The sequence below is a fragment of the Nocardia sp. NRRL S-836 genome (assembly GCF_001279525.1).
Lineage (GTDB): Bacteria > Actinomycetota > Actinomycetes > Mycobacteriales > Pseudonocardiaceae > Lentzea.
Window position 1 is genome coordinate 46249 of sequence record NZ_LGDY01000119.1, and the last position, 20294, is coordinate 66542.

Here is a 20294-nt window from a genome sequence, read left to right on the forward strand (position 1 = left end):
ATCGGGAGCCTACCCCCGGTCCTCCAGGTAACGGCCGTGGTCGGCCTGCCGCTGGGCGTCCGCGGCGTGGAACCGCTCGGCCACGCGCACGGCGTCGGCCTGCAACAGGTCCAGCTGCCGCACCAGCTCCGCGCCCGACCCGCGCGCGGCGGCGTACCACCACGGCAGGTTCAGGTAGGTCTGCACGGACAACGGCAGGTCGGTGCCGACCAGCCGGGTCACCGAGTGCAGCGCGTCCGGGTCGGCACGCAGCTCGCGCGGGCGGTCGAGCATGCCGCGCAGCACCTCGGCGGTCTCGGTGAGCTTCGGGGCCACCTCACCGGGCACGCGGCCGCCGAAGCCGTGGACGCGGGAGACCAGCGCGTCGAGCTCGGCGCGCAGCCGGCCCGCCTCCTCCTCGGGATCGGTGACCAGCACGACCTTCTCGGGCGGTGCGGCCAGCGCGCCCACGCCGTACAGACCGGCGACCACGAGCACCCAGTAGGAGCCGGCCAGCCCGGCGAAGTGCAGGCCGAGGCCGAGCAGCCCGCCGGCGCACCCGGCCAGGTTCTTCCAGGAGCCCAGGTAGCGCAGCAGAGGGTTACTGGTAGCCACGGATCTCCTTGAACGCGGCCGAAAGCGCGCGGTTGCGGGCGTCGAACACCTTGCCGCCGCTCATCTTCGCGACGCGCTCCATCTCGTCCGTCGCGCTCTCGCCGAACAGCACCGGGAAGACGGGGATGCCCCTGAGCTCAGGCGGCAGCGTCGCGTGGAACACCGTGAAGTCCTCGATGTCCTCGGAGCCGGTGTTCTCGCCGTCGGTCATCAGCACGATCGAGGTGAAGCGGTCCGGGTCGGCGGTGATCTGTTGGCGCAGCACGTCGTAGCCTTCCCGCAGGCTGCTGTAGATCGCGGTGCCGCCACCGGCGTCGAGCGACTGCGCGCTGCCGCGGATCTGGTCGAGGACCGGGCGCGGGTCGGCCTGCGGCACCTCGTACCTCAGCGCGAAGCGGACGCTGCTGTTGAACGGCACCAGCGTGACCTGCTCGCGGCCGTGGAACCGGTTGAACCGGCCGGCCAGCGAGGAGTCCGCGCCGGTCAGGCCGATCAGTGCGGCGCGCAGGCCCTCGATGCGGTCACCCTCCATCGAGCCGGACGTGTCGAGCACGTACAGCGTGCGGGACGGGCGGCGCAGCTGGTCGAAGTAGGTGGTGATCAGACCGTCCACAGCGGACTGGCTGCCGGGGAACGGCAGCTCCACCAGGTCGCGCACCGCGAACTTCGCGTCCGGCGGCACCTGCGGCACGACCGGGCGCCGGTGCGTGGACTCCATGATCCTGCGCTGGACGTCGGCACCGCGCAGGTGCTCGGTGAGCTTCCGGTGCGCCTCACGCGCGTCCGAGGAGGACGACGTGAGCAGCGTGAGCGGGTAGTCGGCGGTGACCACGCCGTCGTTCGGGTAGATCAACGTCAACGGCTCCGGCATTGAGGCGTTGAGCGACAACAGCACCGACTCGTAGTTGATCAGGCCGTCCACCTTGGCACCGGGGTCCTCGCCCCTGGCCCGCCGTGCGTAGGCATCCGAGAGCCAGCCGGACGAGCCCGCCGACAGCGTCTGCGCCGAGAAGAACTCCTTGAGCTGCGGTGAGACCGCCGAGACCTTGGCCGCGTCGAGCGCCGAACCCGAGCCGGACAGCGCCGCCGCGACGCCCACGAGCGCGGAGAAACCGGAGTTCGACGCCGACGGGTCGGTCATGCCGTAGGAGAACCTCTTCTGCCCGGCGGCCGCGGCGATCTCCGCCCAGCCGACCCGCTTGCCCTCCCAGCCCAGCTCCCGCACCTTCGCGGCGGGCAGCCCGAGCACGACCGGGGAGCTCATGACCTTCGTGGCGGTGCCCAGGCGCTTCTGGGCCTCCGGCACGAGCTCCAGGTAGCGGTTGGAGGAGAACCACACCGCGTCGAAGCCCTGTTCGGCGGTGCCGGACGCGACCTTGTCCGCACCCTCGATCGTGCCGGTGAAGCTGAGCTTCACGGTGACACCGGTCGCGCGCGCCGCCTCGTCCAGCACCGGCTGGAGGTCGGCGAGCTCGCTGCCCGCGAGCACCCGCAGCACACCGGGTTCGGCGTCGCCGACGGGTCTGGCCGGGTCCGCGTCGTCGGAACACCCCGCGAGCAGCACACCTGCCGCGAGCACCGGAACGAGTCGGCGGATCATGCTGGCTCCTCCGCGCCGCGCACGCGGCTCAGGTGGTCGTGGGCGCGCCGGATCTCGGCGTCCAGCGCGTGCACCGTGCTGGACATCGAGTCGGCCGCGCGGGCCTTGAACGTGTCGATCGCGTCGATCGCCGCGTAGATCTGGTCGAAGGAGGTCCGCACCGCGTCGATGCCGACCGCCGGGGTCGCCGCGATGCGCTGGACGTCGTGGGACTGCAGGGACATCAGCGTCGCGTTGGACTTCAGGACCTCGTCGGTCAGCCCGCGCACGGCGTCGACCTGGTCGATCACCTCGCGCTGCCCGGCCAGTGCGGCGGCGACGGCCACACCGATCCGCAGCGCCGTGACGGTCGTGGTGACGGCCCGTTCGATGCCCTTGACCAGCTCGTCGTTGTTGCGGCGCACGACGTCGAGCGCCAGGTACCCCTGCGCGCAGACCGCGAGCTGGGTCAGCAGGTCCTGGTGCCGTTGCCGCAGCCCGAACAGCACGTCGGCGCGCAACGCGTCGGCACGGCCGGGATCGGAGAGGTCGAAGATCTGCACCTGCCGGTCGACCGCCGCGTCCATCTCACCGGCCAAAGCAGCGTCCTGTGACAGCCTGGTCATCAGGTCCCACAGCCGCTGCCGTTCGCCCTTGATGGCCGCGTTGTCCCGTTTCAGCGCGTCCTGCCCGGACCGCAGCCTCAGCACGATCCGGTTGACCGGCTCGTCGGCCGCCCGCAGCCGGGCCAGCAGGCCCTTGGCGGCGTTGCCACCGGGGAGGAACCCGAGGACCTTGCGGCCGGTCAGCTTCGACAGGTCCTGCGGGTCGAGCTCGCGCACCGACCGGCGCAGCTCGGTCAGGCTCGCCGTCACCTGCGTGGTGTTCGGCGACGACACCGACGCGAGCGTGCGGTCCAGCAGCCGGCCCGCGATCTGCGCGGCCACCCGCATCTCCGCCTCGCCGAGCACCAGCGCCTCGTCCACGATCCGGCCGAAGTCCGGCGACCGCGGGTCGACGGCACCCAGCGCGTCGACGAACGCCTGCGCCCGCGTGGAAAGCTCGGTCCTGGCGTCGTCGGGCACCGGGATGAGACCCGCCGCCCGCTCGACCGGCACCGGCTCGACGGGGTCAGGGGGAGTGAGCACGAAGTCGGACATGTCAGTACTGCTTCGCGATCGCTTCGAGCATCCGCTCGAGCGTCTCGTGCGCCGGTGGCTCCACGACGTCCACGACGTCCTGCGGAACGGCCAGCTTCTTCTCCTTGACGACCTCGGTGAAGTGCCGTGGGTCGGCCGTGCGGAACCCGAACGTGGCCGCGAGCCTGCCCAGCTCGGCGTCGGTCTGCAGCAGCTGCCCGACCCGGTCGCCCGCCTCCCGCAACGGCACCAGCGTGTGCTTGGACAGCACCGTCGGCGCCGGGTAGAGCAGCTTCATGTCCGGCCGGATCGTGGAGTCGCCGCGCACCACCCGGTCCACGAACTGCGCCTCGTAGGCCAGCACCAGCGGCGTCTTGCCCATGCCCGCCGACAGGTAGTCCTCGAACGGCCCCTCGCTGCTGCTCTGCGTGTACCCCTGGTCCAGGAACAGCTTCGACACCGCCGGCAGCACCTTCGCCTCGGCCTCCGGCGAGCTCACCACCCCGCCGTTCGCCACGAACGACGTGATCGCCAGGTACATCGCCGCGGAGTTCGAGTCACGCGGGTCCGTCGTGGTGACCAGCAGGTTCTTCCGCGCCGCGTAGCCGGTGTTGCCCGGCAGCTGGTCCCACCGCGTGCCCCTGGCCGCGAGGTCCAGGTACGCCTGCACGTCGAACGTCTGGTAGCCCGGCCCCGGCTTCACCACACCGGCCCTGGTCAGCAGCTCGACGATCGGGTCGAACGTCGCCACCACCATCGGCGACGAGAACGGCGCGTACGTCCGCGCCGCCTTGCGGTCGCGCTTGATCCTCTCCGCGGCCGGCGCGCTCGACGGGAACGCGAAGTCGTAGGAGCTCAGGTCGGTCGCCGTCGCGATCTGCCGCGACCCGGCGGGGTCGACCTCGACCTTCAGCCCGTGCCGGGCGAACACGTCCTTCACCCGCTGGTCGGCGAAGAAGGCGAGCTTCTCCGAGCCGATCACACCGCGCACCGTCTGCACCTGGGCGCTGTTGCCGTCGCCCTGGCCGAAGTAGACCGCGGCCGCCACACCCACCAGCAGCACGACCGCCAGGCCGATGCCGAGCGTTCTCTTCACTGGCCCCTCATCATTCTGGCCACCTCTTGCGTCTGTCGGGGAAACAGATCTTTCGTCACTACGACGTCGTCGCGCCGGGAGTGGTCGCAATCGTGAGGTGAACAGTCGATGAACAGGGCGATGGCCGGTGCGCCAAGGGTTTCAGCGGGCGCCCGTTACCGGTCGGTCAGCAGCCAGGCCACGTCGCGGACCAGGGCGTGCCGCCAGCCCACGCGGTCGTGCCCGGCGGGGGAGCGGTTGGTCCGAACGGCCGCACCCGCTTTCTCCGCGAGGCCCTCCACCGCCTCGCAGTGGCGGTGCATCCGGGGTTCGTGCTCACCGACGTCGAACGCCACCCGCAGTCCGGACAGGTCCGCGTCGCGCAGCCGTTCGGCGGTGTAGCCACCGGCGGGGCCGTCCAGCGAGAGCCCGTGGTCGGGCAGCGCCGGCGTCCACCAGAACGACCCGGACTGGCAGGCCACCCGCGACACCAGGTCCGGGAGGTCCAGCGCCGCACGGAAAGCGCTCAACCCGCCCAGGCTCTGCCCGGCCACCACGAACCGCTCCGGGTTCACGGTCACGCCGTTCTCGGCCAGCAACGGCAGCAGCTCGTCCCTGACGGCGGGCCACAGCGCCCCGCCCGTGTACTCGGCGTTCCGATCACGAGGCGTGGGCAGGAAAACCAGTGTGGCGGCAGGCATCTCGCCGTTGCGCACCGCCGACTCGAACGCGGCCACCGCCGGGTGCACGTACATCCAGTCGTCGCCGTCCAGCAGCAGCACGACCGGTTCGCCGCCCCGGTGCACGCGCACGGTCTTGCGGCCCAGCACACCGTTCCACCGCAACCGCGTCGAAGGCACGTCGAGCACCTCGTCCGGTCCGACGACCGGCCAGTGCGGCTGCGGTTCGAGGTCCGGTGTCGCGGCGATCGACCGGTTCGGGCCCGCGCCCGCCGGGTTGAACGGGTCGGCGTGCTCGCCGTCGTACTCGGTGCCGTCGAAGAAGTGGTAGGTCACGCGGAGCCGGTGTGGCATCGGAACCTCGGCGTACCAGCAGTCGGTGTCCTGCCAGCGGGTCAGCTCGACCGGGTCCGACCAGGACTCGAACCGCAGCACCGCGGGTGAACCGCGCCAGAGGAACAACGTCCGGTAGCCGCCGTCCGCGGGAACCGGCACCGGTCCCCGCACGGAGTCCCAGAACTCGGCGGTGCCGGGGGAGCCGGGAAGTCCGTACCCGGAGAAGCGTGCCTGCATGGGAGGTAAGGGTAGCCTGCGCTGACTGAGAACGTTCTGCGTGTTCAGTCACCTGAACTGCGCGAACGCTCGTTGACACGGCCGCGGTGGTGCCGCGTACCCTGCGTGCACGCCGCCTGCGGAGCCCTCGTAGGAGATCCACGATGAGATATCGGGTCGTTTCGGCGTGCGCGGCGGTGCTCGTGGTGGCCGGGCTGGTCAGCCCCGCCGGTGCCGCGGCGGGTGCGCGCCTCGCCGCCGCCTTCAGCCAGACATCGGTGTGGGACAGCGGATACGGTGCGAGCTACACCCTGAGCAACACCGGTGGCGCGGCGTCGGCGGCGTGGACGGTCGAGTTCGACCTGCCCGCCGGCAGCACGGTCAGCAGCTCGTGGAGCTCGGTGCGCAGCCAGACCGGGCAGCACTACCGGTTCACCAACGTCTCGTACAACGGCGTCATCGCGTCGGGTGCGAGCAAGAGCTTCGGCTTCAACGTCGCCGGGCTCGGCACCCCGTTGTCCTGCACCGTGAACGGAGCACCGTGCGGTGGCGGCGGCAACCCGCCCGCTGACACCACCGCGCCGTCGGTGCCCCAGGGACTGCGGACCACCGCCGTGACGTCCAGCTCGGTCAGCCTGAGCTGGAGCGCGTCGACCGACGACGTCGGCGTCACCGGTTACGAGGTGCTGCGCGACGGCGTGGTGGCCGCGACCGCCACCACGACGTCCGCCACGGTCGGCGACCTGGCCCCGGACACCGCCCACACGTTCCAGGTCCGCGCTCGTGACGCCGCCGGCAACACCTCCGCCGCCAGTGGCCCGGTCAGCGCGCGGACCCTGCCGGGCAGCGGCGGACCGGTCGTGGACGTCGCCACCGCCGCGCAGCTGACCGCCGCGCTCGCGAACGCCGCACCGGGCCAGACCATCAGGCTCGCCGCCGGCACCTACCGCGGCTCGTTCGTCACGCAACGGGCCGGCACCGTCACCGCGCCGATCACCCTCACCGGCCCCGCGAGCGCCGTGCTGGTCAACGACGGCCCTTCGGGCGAGGCGCCGTCGTGTCCGGTGCCCACGGCCGGCTGGGACTCCGGCTACGGCCTGTGGCTGGTCGACGCCCCCTACTGGACGCTGACCGGCTTCACCGTGGCGGAGTCCAAGAAGGGCATCGTCCTCGACAACTCCCACCACGTCACCATCGACGCCGTGTCCGTGCACCACGTGGACGAGGAGGCGGTGCACTTCCGGCGCTCGTCGGCCGACGGCGTGATCCGCAACTCCACGATCACCGACACCGGGCTCGTCCAGCCCGGCTACGGCGAGGGCGTCTACATCGGGTCGGCGGGCTCGAACTGGTCCTGCCACGGCAACTCCGGTGGTGCCGACCGGTCCGACCGGGTCCAGGTCGTCGGCAACACCATCGGCCCGCGCGTCGCCGCGGAGCCGATCGACGTCAAGGAGGGCACGCACGCCGGTGTCATCCGCGGCAACACCTTCCACGGCCAGGGCATCACCGGGCAGAACTCGGCCGACTCGTGGGTCGACGTCAAGGGCATCGGGTACCTGATCGAGGACAACACCGGCACGTTCGCGTCACCGGGCACGTTCGTCAACGGCTACGAGACGCACAACCCGAGCAGCACGCCGTCGTTCTCGAACGGCTGCGGGAACGTGTGGCGCCGCAACACCTCCGACCTCGGCGGCGTCGGCCAGTACGCCATCAAGATCACGTCGGTGTCGCAGTGCGGTGGGAACCCGAACGTCGTGCACTCCTCGAACACCGTGACCAACGCGGTCACCGGGCTCACCAACATCCCCGTCACGCCCTGAGGACCGGCGTCAGCGCGCCACCGCGAGCTGGTACCCGGCGTCCTTGTCGAGCAGCTCGCGGTGCGTGCCTTCGCCGGTGACCACGCCGTCGTCGAGCACGACCACCCGGTCGGCCACGTCCAGCAGCGCCGGGCTGCCGGTGATCACGACCGTGGTGCGGCCGCGCCGCAACGCGGCGATGTTGCGGGCGATCAGCAGCTCGGTCACCGCGTCGACGGCGGTGGTCGGGTCGTGCAGCACCAGGATCTCCGGGTCCGCGGCCAATGCGCGGGCCAGCGACAACCGCTGCCGCTGGCCACCGGAGAGGTTCGCGCCCCGGTCGCGCACGGCGTAGTCGAGGCCTTCGGCGTGCAGTGCCACGACGTCGGTCAGCATCGCCGCCTCGACGGCCTCGCCGACCAGCCGGCTGGTGCCGGACGGGTCCACGTTGTCGCGCAACGTTCCCGCGAACACCTCGTGGTGCGCGGGGTTGACCAGCAGGTGCGTGCGGATGCTCTCGATCGTCAGCTCCGCCAGCTCGCGCTTGCCGACCCGCACCACGCCCGAGTACGACGCGGGCGGCACGTCGACGGACAGCAGCGCCGCCAGCTCGGCCGCGGCCTGCGGCTGGTAGGCGGCCACGGCGACGAACTCGCCGGGCCGCACGCTGAACGACACCCCGCGCAGCGTTCCGTGGTGCACGGCCTCCACCTCCAGGCCGCCGTCCGGGCCGGGTTCCGCCGCGCCGGGCGTCATGCGCGGCGGTGCGGCCAGCACGAGCGCCATCCGCTCCGCCGACGCCCGCGCGATCATCACGTACTTCGGCATCTCGGAGAACAGCTTCAGCGGCTCGATCAGGAACTGCGCGAGGCCGACCGCGGTCACGAGCTGACCCAGGGAGATCTGCCCGTCGAACGTCAGCCAGCCCGCCCACAGCGTGACCGCCGCCGCCAGCAACGAGTTCAGCGCCAGCGCCGTGCCCGCGTACACGCCGTTGACCCGTGCCACGACGACCGACTGCTTCCTGGCCTCCGCGCTGACCCGGCGGTAGGACTGGAAGGCCTGGTAGCTGCCGCCGAAGCCGTGCAACGGCCGCAGGCCCGCGATCAGGTCCGACACCTTGGCGCCCGCCCGTGCCACCTTCGCCTGCTGCACCTGCGTGCTCGTGCCGATCCGGCGGGACATGAAGCTCAGCACGGTCAGGATCGCCGCCGTGCCCGCGAACACCGTGACGCCGAGCGGCACGCTGATCACCGCGAGCACGGCGCCCGCGATCGTGATCGACACCAGCGAGGCGATCAGCAGCGGCACCACCTCGATGATGTCCGCCGTCTGGTCCGCGTCCTCGGTGGCCACCGTCAGCACCTCGCCGGACTTGAGCCCGACGTCCCGCGCGACCGGCTGCAGACCGCGGTCGGCCACCGCGACCCGCCACCGGTGCGCCTCGGTCGTGTTCGCCTTCTGCAGGATCCGCATGCCAAAGCGCCACGAGTACGACACCGTCGCCATCACGAGCCCGAGCGCGAGCAGCGCGAGCCCCAGCGAGCTGAGACTCCCGCCGCGCAACGCGAACTCGACGATCGCGCCGAGCACGATCGGCACGGCGGTCTCGGCGGCCTGGTAGGACCCCATCAGCAGGGTGCCGCCCGCCATCGCGGCCCTGTTGCGGCGCACCGCGATGCGCAGGACCTCTTTGCCGGTGCGGACTTCAGTGTTCGTCAAGGTGCTGCGCAATCGCCTCGGGGGTGGACAGGGCCAGCAGGTCGCGGATGGTGACGATCGGGCCGAACTCGCGGCGGAGCAGGCCGATCAGCCGCACCGCGAGCATCGAGTGCCCACCCAGGTCGGTGAAGCCGCTCGCCATGCCCACCTCGTCGGGGTCGAGGTCGAGCGCCTCGGCGAACATCTCCCTCACCAGCGTCTCGGTCTCGGTCAGCGCGCGTTCGTCCTGCCTGGCCATCAGGGTGCCGAGCGGCCGGGCCTCGGGCAAGGCCGCCGTGTCGGCCTTCCCGTTGACCGTCAACGGGATCGCGCCCACCTGCGCGTAGTGCGACGGCCGCAGGTAGTCCGGCAGGCCGGCACCGACCTCCGCCGCGATCGCCGGGATCTCCGCGCCGTCCTCCAGGACGAGGTAGGCCGCGAGCCGGTACGCGCCGTCGACCTGCGGGTCGGACTGCGCGACGGCGGCGACGAACCGGACGTCCGGGTGGGCGGCGAAGCGCGCCTCGACCTCGCCGAGCTCGACGCGGTGACCGCGGATCTTGACCTGCTTGTCCGTGCGGCCCAGGTACAGCAGGTTGCCGTCGGGACGGCGGATCACCAGGTCGCCGGTGCGGTACATCCGCTCGCCGGGCACCCACGGGCAGGCCACGAACCGTTCCGCCGACTGCCCCGGCTGGCCGAGGTAGCCGCGCGCGATGCCGACACCCGACACGTACAGCTCGCCCGCGACACCGTCCGGCACGGGCCGCAGCCACGGGTCGAGCACGTAGACGTCGGTGTTGTCGATCGCCACGCCGACCACCGGGTCGACGCAGTCGAACGTGCCGACACCGAGCGTGTTGATCGTGTACTCCGTCGGCCCGTAGAGGTTGTAGCCGACCGTGCCGGGGGTGTCGGCGAGCAGCTGCCACAACATCGGCGTCACCGCCTCACCGCCCAGCAGCACCAGCGCCGGCTTGTGCTCGGGGTCGTTCAACAGGCCTTCTGCCACTAGCTGCTGCGCGTAGGTCGGCGTCACGTTGATGACGTCGACCTCGTGCTCCAGGCAGTACCGCACGAGCCCGGTGGCGTCACGTCGCAGCTCCTCGTCGCAGATGTGCACCTCGTGGCCGTCGGCCAGCCACAGCAGCTCCTCCCACGACATGTCGAACGCGAACGACACCGTGTGCGCGATCCGGAACGTCCGGTGCCCGTGCTCGGCCAGCACCGGCTCGAAGATCCGCCGCTGGTGGTTGACGAGCATGTTCGTCAGGCCCGCGTACTCGGTCACCACGCCCTTGGGCTTGCCGGTCGATCCCGAGGTGTAGATGGTGTACGCGGCGTGCCGCAGCCGGTCCGGGTCGTCCGGCGCGAACGTGACCACCGGCTCCGCGGCGGGCCACGGCCGGTCGAGCAGGAAGAGCTCGCCCCGGAGCCGCGGTGCGACCGCGCCGGTCGTGATGGTCAACACCGGCCGTGCGTCCTCGATGATCGCGGCGATCCGCTCGTCCGGGTGGTCGAGCTCCAACGGCACGTAAGCCGCGCCGCAGCGCAGGATCCCGAACAACGCCACCACCCAGTCCAGCGACCTCGGCACCGCGATCGCGACCGAGGTCTCGACGCCGATGCCGCGGTCGCGCAGCACCCCGGCCAGGTGCCGGCTGCGGTCCCGCAGCTGTGCGAACGTCATCGTCCTGCCGTGTGAGACCAACGCGACCCGGTCGGGGTTGCGGTCGGCCGCGACGTCGAACAGGTCGACCACCGTCCCGTTGCCGAAGTCGTTGGGCGCCTGGAGCTGCGGCCGCGGTCCGGTGCCGCGGATCGCCCCGACCGGCCCGTCGGCGAGCGCCAGGTCGGCCACGATCCGCAGGTAGTCCTCGAACAACCGGTGCGCCAGCGCGGGATCGGTGACCTCCGGCCGGTACTCCAGCTTGACCGTGAGCTGTCGGCCCGGCGTCACGACCCAGGTGAACGGGTAGTGCGTCGAGTCCTCCGACTCGTGGCCGACGATCCCGTTGACCGCGTTGAACTCCTCGAACGTGCTGTCGTCCAGGAAGTTCTGCAGCACGAACAGGTTGTCGAACAGCTGGTCCTGCCCGCTCGCGCGCTGGATCTCGCCCAGTCCGACGTGCTCGTGGTCCATCGCCTCGACCCGGCGCGCCTGCACGCCGTGCAGGAACGCCGCCGTGGTGTCGTCCGGCCGTGCGGTCACCCGCATCGGCACGGTGTTGAGCAGCACGCCGACGATCCCGTCCGTGCCCTCGTCCTCGCGGCCGGAGACGGTCACGCCGAACACCGCGTCGCCGCGGCCGGTCTCGCTGCCCAGCAACAGCCCCAGCGCGCCGGTGACGACCGAGTTCAGCGTGACGCCGTGCCTGCGGGCGGCGGCACGGACGCGGTCGGAGGTCTCCACGTCCAGCGTCCGCACGATCTTCGCGGGCAGACTGTCCGAAGTGGACCCATCACCGAGCAGCGTCGCACCGGGCAGGTCGGCGAGGTAGCCGGCCCAGAACCGTTGTGCGGCCTGCGCGTCCTTCGCCGCGAGCGCACGGGTGTAGCTCTCGAAGCTCGGCGTGGCGGGGGAGGAGTCGACCGGTTCGCCGGCCAGGAAGGCCCGATAGGCGTCGAACAGGTCGCGCAGCACGATCTCGCGCGACCACCCGTCCCACAGCAGCAGGTGGTAGCTGAACAGCAACGCGTCCCGGCCGTCCGGCAGCCGCAGCACGGTCAGCCGCACGAGCGGCGGCGCGTCGAGGTCGAAGCCGGTGCCCCGGTCCTCGACCCGCAACGCCTCGACGGCGTCCTCGTTCAGCACGTCGACCGTGCGCACCGGCACCTGACCGCCCGCCGTGAGGACCTGGACGGGCTCGCCGTCCTCGTCCGCGAACCCCGCGCCCACCACCGGGTGCTTGGCGATGACGTGCGCCATCGCCCTGCCGAGCGCGTCCGCGTCGAGCCTGCGGTCGAACGTGAAGCAGCTCTGCGCCACGTACTGCCCGGCACCACCGGCCAGCTGCGCCTGGAAGTACAGCCCGCGCTGCAACGGCGACACCGGCGCCGTGCGGCGCGCGGTGGTGGTGGCGTCCGCGATCCGTTCGAGCGCCAGCAACCACCGTGCCGCGATCTCGTCGGACACGTCCTCGCTCAACGCGAACGTCGCCCGCAGACTGCCCGTCGTCGTGTCGACCCAGGTGTTGACCTCGACCGCGTACGGACTCGGCTGCCGGCCCACGTCCACGTGCAGCGCCTGTGCCTCGCTGCCGCGGCCCAGGTAGTTGAACAGCACCTGCGGCCGGGGCAACGCCGCCAGCACCGGCGCGGTCTGCGGGTTGAGGTAGCGCAACTGCCCGTACCGCACGTGCTGCCGCTCGTCGGGCTGCTTCGCGGTCAGCTCGCGTGCGGCCTCGATCGGGTCGGTGTGCGCGCTCAGCTTCACCGGTGCGATGGAGGTGAACCAGCCGACCGTGCGCGTGTAGTCGTGGTGCTCGCTGATCGGCACCCGGCCGTGGCGCTCCAACTCGACGGTGAGGTCCGTCGGAGTGCCCTGGATCTCGGTGAGGGCGGTGCGCAACGCACCGGCCAGCAGCTCGGTCAGCCCCAGGCCGAGCGCCGCCGGGGCGGTGTGGACGACCCGGTCGGTGATGTCGGCCGCGAGGTTGACGGTCACCTCGCGCACGTCACCGATCCGCGGCGTCAGCGGCGGGGCGTCCAGTGCGTCGATCCAGCGGGGGAGGTCGGCGCCGGAGTGCGCGGTGAGGGTGAGCGCTTCGGCGTAGGCGGTGAACGGGGTGGTGGCCGGAGCCAGGTCCTCGCCACGCATCGCCGTGGCGATGTCGTCGAGGAGGATCAGCCACGAGACCGCGTCCACCGCCAGGTGGTGGAGGACGACGACGAGGGTGTTCGTGCTTTCGAGCCAGTTGAACGCGGCCATGACGCCGGCCTCGGGGTCGAGGCGGTCGGCGGCCTCGTCGGCAGCGACCTGGGGGTCGTCGGTGCCGACGGCCACGACCTCGACCGCGCGGCCGGACGTGGTTCGCTCGGCGTTGGCCGCACCTCCGCCCCCGCCCGCGCGGCTGGACGCGGTCCGCCCGGCGTCGGCCGCACCTCCGCCCTCGACCGCGCGGCCGATCGTGGTTCGCTCGGCGTTGGCCGCACCTCCGCCCCCGCCCGCGCGGCCGGACGCGGTTCGCTCGGCGTCGGCCGCACTCCCGCCCTCGACCGCGCGGCTGATTCGCTCGGCGTCGGCCGCACCCCCGCCGCCGACCGCGCCGGCCACCCGCGGCTCGCCGAAATTGTCAGACCCGTTTGAGACGATAGGAGTGGGGGCCTGATCCCCCCAGGGGGCCCGCGAGTCGGGATCGATTCCGAGCGACCACACGCCGTGGGCGACGGTCAGCCGCATCCGCAGCACCGGGTGCGCCCGCAGCACGGCCTCCGCTGCTCGCCGCGCGTCCGCGAGGCTGGCGCACTCCACCTGCCGGGCCTGGGCGAACCGCTTCAGCTCCCCGCCCAGCTCCCGCTGCCGCAGCACGATCGGCGTCGGCACGACCGGCCCGTCCGCCGCCTCCCGGCGGTCACGCGGGAGCCCCGCGTTCCCCTGAGGGCCACGCGGGGTGCCCGCGTGCTCGGCGAGCAGGCGAGGAGTCTTGTGCAGGAAGAGGTCGCGGGGTGTGAAGGAGAGGCCTGCCGCGCGGGCGCGGTTGACCACACCGATCGCGATGATGCTGTCGCCGCCGGCCATGAAGAAGTCGGTGTCGGCGTCCACAGCGGACCCCGGCAGCACGTCCGCGAAGATCCCCACCAGCGACTCCAGCGCGGGGCCGCCGTCGGCCACCACGGCGTCGTCCTCGGCACGGGCGCGTTCCACCAGTGCCCTGCGGTCGAGCTTGCCGTTCACGGTCAGCGGCAGCGCGTCGATCAACAGCACCCGCTGCGGAACCATGTGCACGGGCAGCTTCGAGCCCAGGAACGTGGCAACGTCCGCGGAAGGCGTGCCGACCACGTGCGCGACGAGGTGGTCGGCGGTGTCGGCCACGGTCACCGCGACGTCGACGACGCCGGGCACCGTCCGGACCGCCGCCTCGACCTCGCCCAGCTCGATGCGGAACCCCTTGAGCTGCACCTGGTCGTCCGCGCGGCCGACGAACTCCAGCTCACCGTCCAGGGTGCGCCGCGCCAGGTCCCCGGTGTTGTACATCCGACCACCGCCGAACGGGTCGGCGACGAACCGGGTCGAGGTCAGACCGGGGCGGTGCAGATAGCCGAGGGAGAGCTGGTCGCCGGCCACGTAGATCGCGCCGACCTGGCCCGGCGGTACCGGGCGCAGTGCGTCGTCGAGCAGGTACGTGCGCAGCCCGGGGATCGGGCCGCCGATCGGGCTGACGTCACCGGCCAGGAAGTCGGCGGAGTCCAGCACCCGGTGCGTGACGTGCACGGTGGTCTCGGTGATGCCGTACATGTTGACCAGCTCGGGGCGGCCGGTGCCGTAGCGCTCGACCCAGCCGCGCAGCCGCGACAGGTCCAGCGCCTCGCCGCCGAAGACCACCCGGCGCAACGCGGGCAGCGGGTCCGACAGCCGGTCCGCCTCGATGAACTGGTAGAACGCCGACGGCGTCTGGTTGAGCACGGTCACGCCGCGCGCACGCACGAGCCGGTGGAAGTCGACCGGCGAACGGGTCAGGCCGTGGTCGGGGACGAGCAGCTCGCCGCCGTGCACCAGCGCGCCCCACAGCTCCCAGACCGCGAAGTCGAACGAGTACGAGTGGAACTGGGTCCACACGTCGTCGGGGCCGAAGTCCATGTCCGGCTGGGTGTTCGCGAGCAGCGTCACCACGTTGCGGTGCGACACGACGACGCCCTTGGGCTTGCCGGTCGACCCGGACGTGTAGATCACGTACGCCGGGGTGCGCCAGTCGAACACCGGCAGCTCGGCGTCACCCGGCACCTCCTCGCCGTGCACGAGCACGCGCGCGTCGACACCGGCACGGGCCAGCAGCCGTTCGAACCGCTCCCGGTGCTCCCGCTCGACCAGCACCACCTGCGGCGCCGAGTCGGCGAGCACGTACTCCAGGCGCTCGTCCGGGTAGGCGAGGTCCAGCGGCACGTACGCACCACCGGCCGACACGATCCCCAGCAGCGACACGACCTGGTGCAGCGACCGGGGAACCGCCACCGCGACGCGCCTGTCCGGCCCGACGCCCGCGTTGACGAGCGACCGCGCCAGCCGGTCCTTCGCGTCGGCGAGCATCCCGTAGGACAGCCCCTCGGAGCTGCCGTCGAGGTGGCACATCGTCACCGCACGCGCGGACGGATCACGTTGTGCGGCAGCGTCGAACAGCTCCGACAGCGTCGCCGGCTCGACGACGGCCGCCGGACGCGCCTGCGTCAGCCCGGGCACGACGAGCGAACCCGACAGCAGCCCGGACAGCGTCTCCGCGAACGCCCGCAGCAGCCGCTCGGCACCCGCCGAACGCACCACCGTGGTGTCGTGGATGAGGTTGAACCGCGACGAACCGTCGTTGCCGCGCTCGACCACGAGGGTCAGCGGGTAGTGCGGCGCGCCCTCGTTGACGACCTCGGCGATCGTGAACGGGCCGCTCAACGACGTCACGTCGGTCGCCACGTCGAACACCACGAGCGTGTCGAACGCCGACCCGTGCTCCGCCTGCCGCCCGATCCGGGTCAGCGACACGTGCTGGTGCGGCAGCACCGCGGTCTGGTGCTCGCGCACCGACGCCAGCAGCTCGGCGGCGGAGGTCCCGGAGGTCCACCGCGTCCGCACCGGGATCGTGTTGATGAACAACCCGGCCAGGTCGGCGATGCCCGGCACGTCGGCGTCGCGGCCGGACACCGTCGACCCGAACACGACGTCCCGGCGGCCCAGCAACGCACCCAGCGTCACGCCCCACGCGCTGTGCACGGCGACGCTCAGCGGCACCCCGGCCGCGCGGACGGACTCGTCCAGGTCGGCCGGAGCGTCGAGCACCACGTCCGCGAAGTGTTCCGACGGCGTGTGCCCCTCCGCCACAAACGACGGCCCCGGCAGCCCGGCGAGCTCGGCGGCCCACACCCGGTCGCTCTCCGCCGCGTCACCTGTGACCAGCCAGCGCACGTAGTCGGCGTAGCTGCCGCGCACGTGCACCGACCCCGGCGCCTCGTACTCGGCGAGCAGCGCGCGCAGCACCGGCGGCACCGACCAGCCGTCCGCGATGATGTGGTGCACCGTCTGCACCAGCACGTACCGGCCGGGCGCGGTGCGGATCAGCGTGAACCGCATCAGCGGCCCGCGCGCGAGGTCGAACCCGGCGACGCGGTCCCGTTCGGCGCAGGCGGCGATCTCCTCGCCGGTCATACCCTGACCGTCCACAGTGGAAAACCCTGGCCGCACACCGGACTCCAGCACCGACACCACCCGGCCGTCGGGCAGGCCGACGAACCGCGCGGCCAGGTTCGGGAACAGCTCCAGCACACGGGCCGCCGCCGCTTCGAGCCGTTGCGCGTCCACGGCGCCGGTCAGCGTCAGCAGCTGCTGCTCGACGTAGCGGTGCGACGACTCGTCGTCGAAGACCGAGTGGAAGTACAGGCCCTCCTGCAGCGGCGTCAGCGGCAGGACGTCGCGCAACGCCGGGCTGTCGAGCGCGTCGACGTCGGCCTGGGTGAGCGGCAGCAGGTCGAAGTCGCTGGGGGAGTGGCCACCCTCCGTCAACGCCGCCAGGTCCTCCAGCGCCCGCGTGAAGTACGCGCCGATCCGGCCGACGTCGGCGTCGGTGAACACCCCGGCGGGCCAGGAGATCACGGTGACGAGCTCCAGCTCGCCGCCGGCACCGGGTTCGGCGCTCGCGTTGAACTCCAGCGCGCGCGGCAGCCGCATCTGCGGGTCGCGCTTCTCACCGAGCTGCCCGGCGTTCTCCGCGAGCTGCCAGTCACCGGTCGTGCCACCGCCGAACCGGCCCAGGTAGTTGAACAGCACCTGTGGCCGCGGACCGCCGAGCTCGTTGTGCCGCAGGTACTTCAACGCGCCGTACGAGACGCCGTTGCCGGGCACCCGCGCGAGGTCCTCCTTGACGCGCTTCACCGCCGCGGGCAGGTCGTCGACCGTGCCGGGGTCGACCGTCACCGGGAACAGCGTGGTGAACCAGCCGACCGTGCGCGACAGGTCCGGGTCGAGCGGCACGAACCGGCCCTCGCGGCCGTGGCCCTCCAGCTCGATGTGCGCGAACGTCTGGTCCTGCCCGTTGTCGCGCCGCCACTTCGCCAGCGCCACCGCCAGCCCGGTCAGCAGCACGTCGTTGACCTTCGCGTGGAACAACGCGGGCACGTCGCCCAGCAGCGCCGCCGTGGTCGACGCCCCGACCGTGACGGTACGGGTCCGTTCGCGCGCGACGACATCGTCGTCGGTCAGCTCACGACGGCCGAGCAGCGCGTCCACACCCGGCAACGGCCGCCGGTAGTGCGCGAGGTCCGCGGTGAAGTCGGCCTGCTCCAGCAGCTGCGTCCAGCGCCGGAACGACGTCCCGACCGGCCGCAGCTCCACCGGAGCACCCGAGGACACCTGCTGCCAGGCCAGCGCGAGGTCGTCGAACAGGATCCGCCACGACACGCCGTCGATCACGACGTGGTGGATCACGACCACCAGCTGCCGTGCGGCGGAACGCCACACCGCCCGCAGCATGATCCCGGCGTCCGGGTTGAGGCCCTCGGTCGCCGCCGCGACGCACTCCTCCAGCGGTGCCGCGGACTCCTCCCACAGCGCCGCACCGGTCTCCGGGATGTCGAACGACCACCGCGGGCCGCGCACCAGCCGGGCGCGCAGCATGTCGTGCCGGTCGACCAGCGCGTCGAGGATCTGTGTGAGCGCGTCGGGGGTGAGCTCGGCAGGGGTGTTCAGCACGACCGACTGCACGAACCCGTCGATCGCGTCCGTGGTCTCGCCGAGCCACTGCACGATCGGCAGCCCGGCGACCGGACCGGTCGGCACGTCGTCGTGGTCGACCACCGCGCCACCGTCACGGGTGGCGACGGCGGCGAGCGCCCGCGGGGTGCGGTTGACGAAGATCTGCGTGGCCGTCACGAACACGCCCTGCGCCCGCAGCGCGCTCAGCAGCGAGATCGCGAGGATGCTGTCGCCGCCGAGCTCGAAGAAGTCCTGGTCCGCGCCGACCGCATCGACCCGCAGCACCGACGCGACCGCCGCGCAGATCACGGCCTCGTCGTCGGTGGCGGCAGCGGTCACGGGACCGGTGTCGGCCACCGGCTCCGGCAGCGCGCGCCGGTCGAGCTTCCCGTTGGCGGTCAACGGGAACTCGCTCAGCACGACGACGTGCGCCGGCACCATGTACTCGACCAGGTGCTCGGTTGCCCACCGCTTGACCTCGTCGGCGGACAGACCCTCGTTCACCGGGATCACGTACCCGACGAGGTAGTTGCCGCCCGCGGAGTTCTTCTTCACCACGACGCACGTGTGCCGGACGCCGGGGTGCTCGGCGAGCGCGACCTCGACGTCCTCCAGCTCCAGCCGCATGCCGCGGATCTTGACCTGGTTGTCGACCCGGCCGAGGAAGTCCAGCGACCCGTCGGCGGCGAACCGCGCCAGGTCGCCGGTGCGGTAGAGCCGCGAGCCGTCGGTGGCGAACGGGTTCGCCACGAACCGGGACGCGGTCAGGCCGGGCGCGTTCACGTAACCGCGGCCCAGCAGGAAACCGCCGATGTAGAGCTCGCCGCCGACACCGACCGGGCACGGCCGCAGCTCGTCGTCCAGGACGTACAGGTCGGTGTTCGGGTTGGCCCTGCCGATCGACGTGGACAGCCGCTCGGCCGCGCCTCGGTAGATCACGTGCGAGACGCCGATCGTGGCCTCGGCCGGGCCGTACCCGTGGTACATCGGGATGTCGAGCTGAGTGCGGAACCGCTCGTACAGCTCGGGGGTCAGCACCTCGCCGCCGCACCACACGTGCCGCAGGCTGTCCAGCTCGCCGTCGGAGGCGATGTTCAGCAGCACGTCCAGCATCGACGACACCAGGTACACGAACGTCACCCGGTGCCGGTCGATCGTGTGCAGCAGGTGGTGCGGGTCGCGTTCGCCGCCGGAGCGCACGACGACCACCCGGCCACCGCACACCAGTGGCAGGAAGATCTCGTTGATCGAGATGTCGAACGACAGCGGCGCCTTGAACAGCGACGCGTCCGAGTGTCCGAAGTGGAGGATCTGGTGCACCTGCCACAGCAGCCGCTCGCTGATCGCCTCGTGCCGGATCATCGCGCCCTTGGGGCGGCCGGTCGAGCCGGACGTGAACATCACGTACGCGAGCTGCGCGCCGCGGATCGTGACATCGGTCGGCTCGCCCGAGTACGCGCCGAAGCCCCAGTCGTCCAGCGAGACGCCGACCGCCTCGGGTTCACCGTCCTGGCCGGTGCCGAGGAGCAACCGGACCCAGGCATCGGTGATCACCGACTCGCGGCGGGCGGCCGGCCACTGCGGGTCCAGCGGCACGAACGCGGCACCGGCCTGCAGCACCGCGAGCAGGCTGACGACCATCTCGGCGGACCGGTCCAGCGAGATGCCGACGACGTGCTCCGGCTGGAGATCGCGGTCGAGCAGGTGGCGGGCCAGCTGGTTGGAGCACGTCAGCACCTGGCCGTAGGTGAACGCGCGGTCGCCGTCGTTGATCGCGACGGCGTCGGGGCGTTCGGCGGCCTGCGTGCGGAACAGCTCGACGATGCTCGGCCGTTCACGCGGGAGGTCGTTGTCGTTCCACCGCGCCAGCTCCGCGAGCCGTTCGTCCAGGGTCTGCGCGGTCATCGTGCCGATCGCCCGGTTCGGGAACTCGGCCAGGTCGTCCAGCGCGCGCTGGGCCTCGTCGGCCGCGACGCCGTCCGGCAACCGGATCGCCCAGCCACCAGGGCGTTCGGTGACGTTCCACCGCCCGGCGTCTTCTCCCTTGTCGGCCCAGACGAGCAGATCGCCGAAGAGCGTGGCGGGGGAGAGGTCGATGCCCTCGGCGCTGGTGGCGGAGTCTGCCCAGTGGTGCAGCGCGACGGCTGCGGCGACGGCGACGGTCCGCTGCGGGTACTCACCGGCGCGGCGCCGAACGGAGGCGATCCGGGCGGTCGAAAGAAGTACGTCACGGTCGGCCATCAGTTCCATCGACGACTCAGCCATCCCCTCATCTT

General features: G+C 71.9%; 8 protein-coding genes. 1 reads left to right on the forward strand and 7 read right to left on the reverse strand.

The window, feature by feature from the left end; genetic code table 11:
• Positions 1 to 9: 9 nt before the first annotated feature.
• From ADL03_RS31075 to ADL03_RS31095, 5 genes are all read right to left on the reverse strand, one after another.
• Positions 10 to 594: a hypothetical protein gene (locus tag ADL03_RS31075; protein WP_197288794.1), complete on the reverse strand. Its 585-nt coding sequence runs from the start codon at positions 592 to 594 to the stop codon at positions 10 to 12.
• Complete coding sequence (locus ADL03_RS31080; RefSeq protein WP_197288795.1) at positions 581 to 2194, reverse strand: substrate-binding domain-containing protein; 1614 nt, start codon at positions 2192 to 2194, stop codon at positions 581 to 583. Before ADL03_RS31080 ends, ADL03_RS31075 begins: the two co-directional genes overlap by 14 nt.
• Positions 2191 to 3333, reverse strand: coding sequence for a toxic anion resistance protein (locus tag ADL03_RS31085; protein ID WP_053737145.1), 1143 nt, complete (start codon positions 3331 to 3333; stop codon positions 2191 to 2193). The genes ADL03_RS31080 and ADL03_RS31085 overlap by 4 nt, the downstream gene beginning before the upstream one ends.
• Before the next feature lies 1 nt (position 3334).
• The gene (locus ADL03_RS31090) at positions 3335 to 4408 is read right to left on the reverse strand and encodes a hypothetical protein (protein WP_053737146.1); all 1074 of its coding nucleotides are present in this window, start codon (positions 4406 to 4408) and stop codon (positions 3335 to 3337) included.
• A gap of 155 nt (positions 4409 to 4563) precedes the next feature.
• Entirely contained in the window at positions 4564 to 5640 is a 1077-nt protein-coding gene (locus ADL03_RS31095) for an alpha/beta hydrolase-fold protein (protein ID WP_053737147.1), read from the reverse strand.
• Positions 5641 to 5783: 143 nt separating this feature from the next.
• Between ADL03_RS31095 and ADL03_RS31100 the strand changes: the two genes are divergently transcribed.
• Positions 5784 to 7445, forward strand: a complete 1662-nt coding sequence (locus ADL03_RS31100) for a cellulose binding domain-containing protein (RefSeq protein ID WP_053737148.1) — start codon at positions 5784 to 5786, stop codon at positions 7443 to 7445.
• Between the two features lie 9 nt (positions 7446 to 7454).
• Here ADL03_RS31100 and ADL03_RS31105 read toward each other — a convergent pair whose 3' ends face one another.
• Both ADL03_RS31105 and ADL03_RS48890 read right to left on the reverse strand, forming a co-directional pair.
• Positions 7455 to 9146 (reverse strand): ABC transporter ATP-binding protein, encoded by a 1692-nt coding sequence (locus tag ADL03_RS31105; RefSeq protein ID WP_053737149.1) that lies wholly within the window; start codon positions 9144 to 9146, stop codon positions 7455 to 7457.
• Complete coding sequence (locus ADL03_RS48890) at positions 9133 to 20283, reverse strand: non-ribosomal peptide synthetase (protein ID WP_197288796.1); 11151 nt, start codon at positions 20281 to 20283, stop codon at positions 9133 to 9135. The genes ADL03_RS31105 and ADL03_RS48890 overlap by 14 nt, the downstream gene beginning before the upstream one ends.
• Between the last annotated feature and the right edge of the window lie 11 nt (positions 20284 to 20294).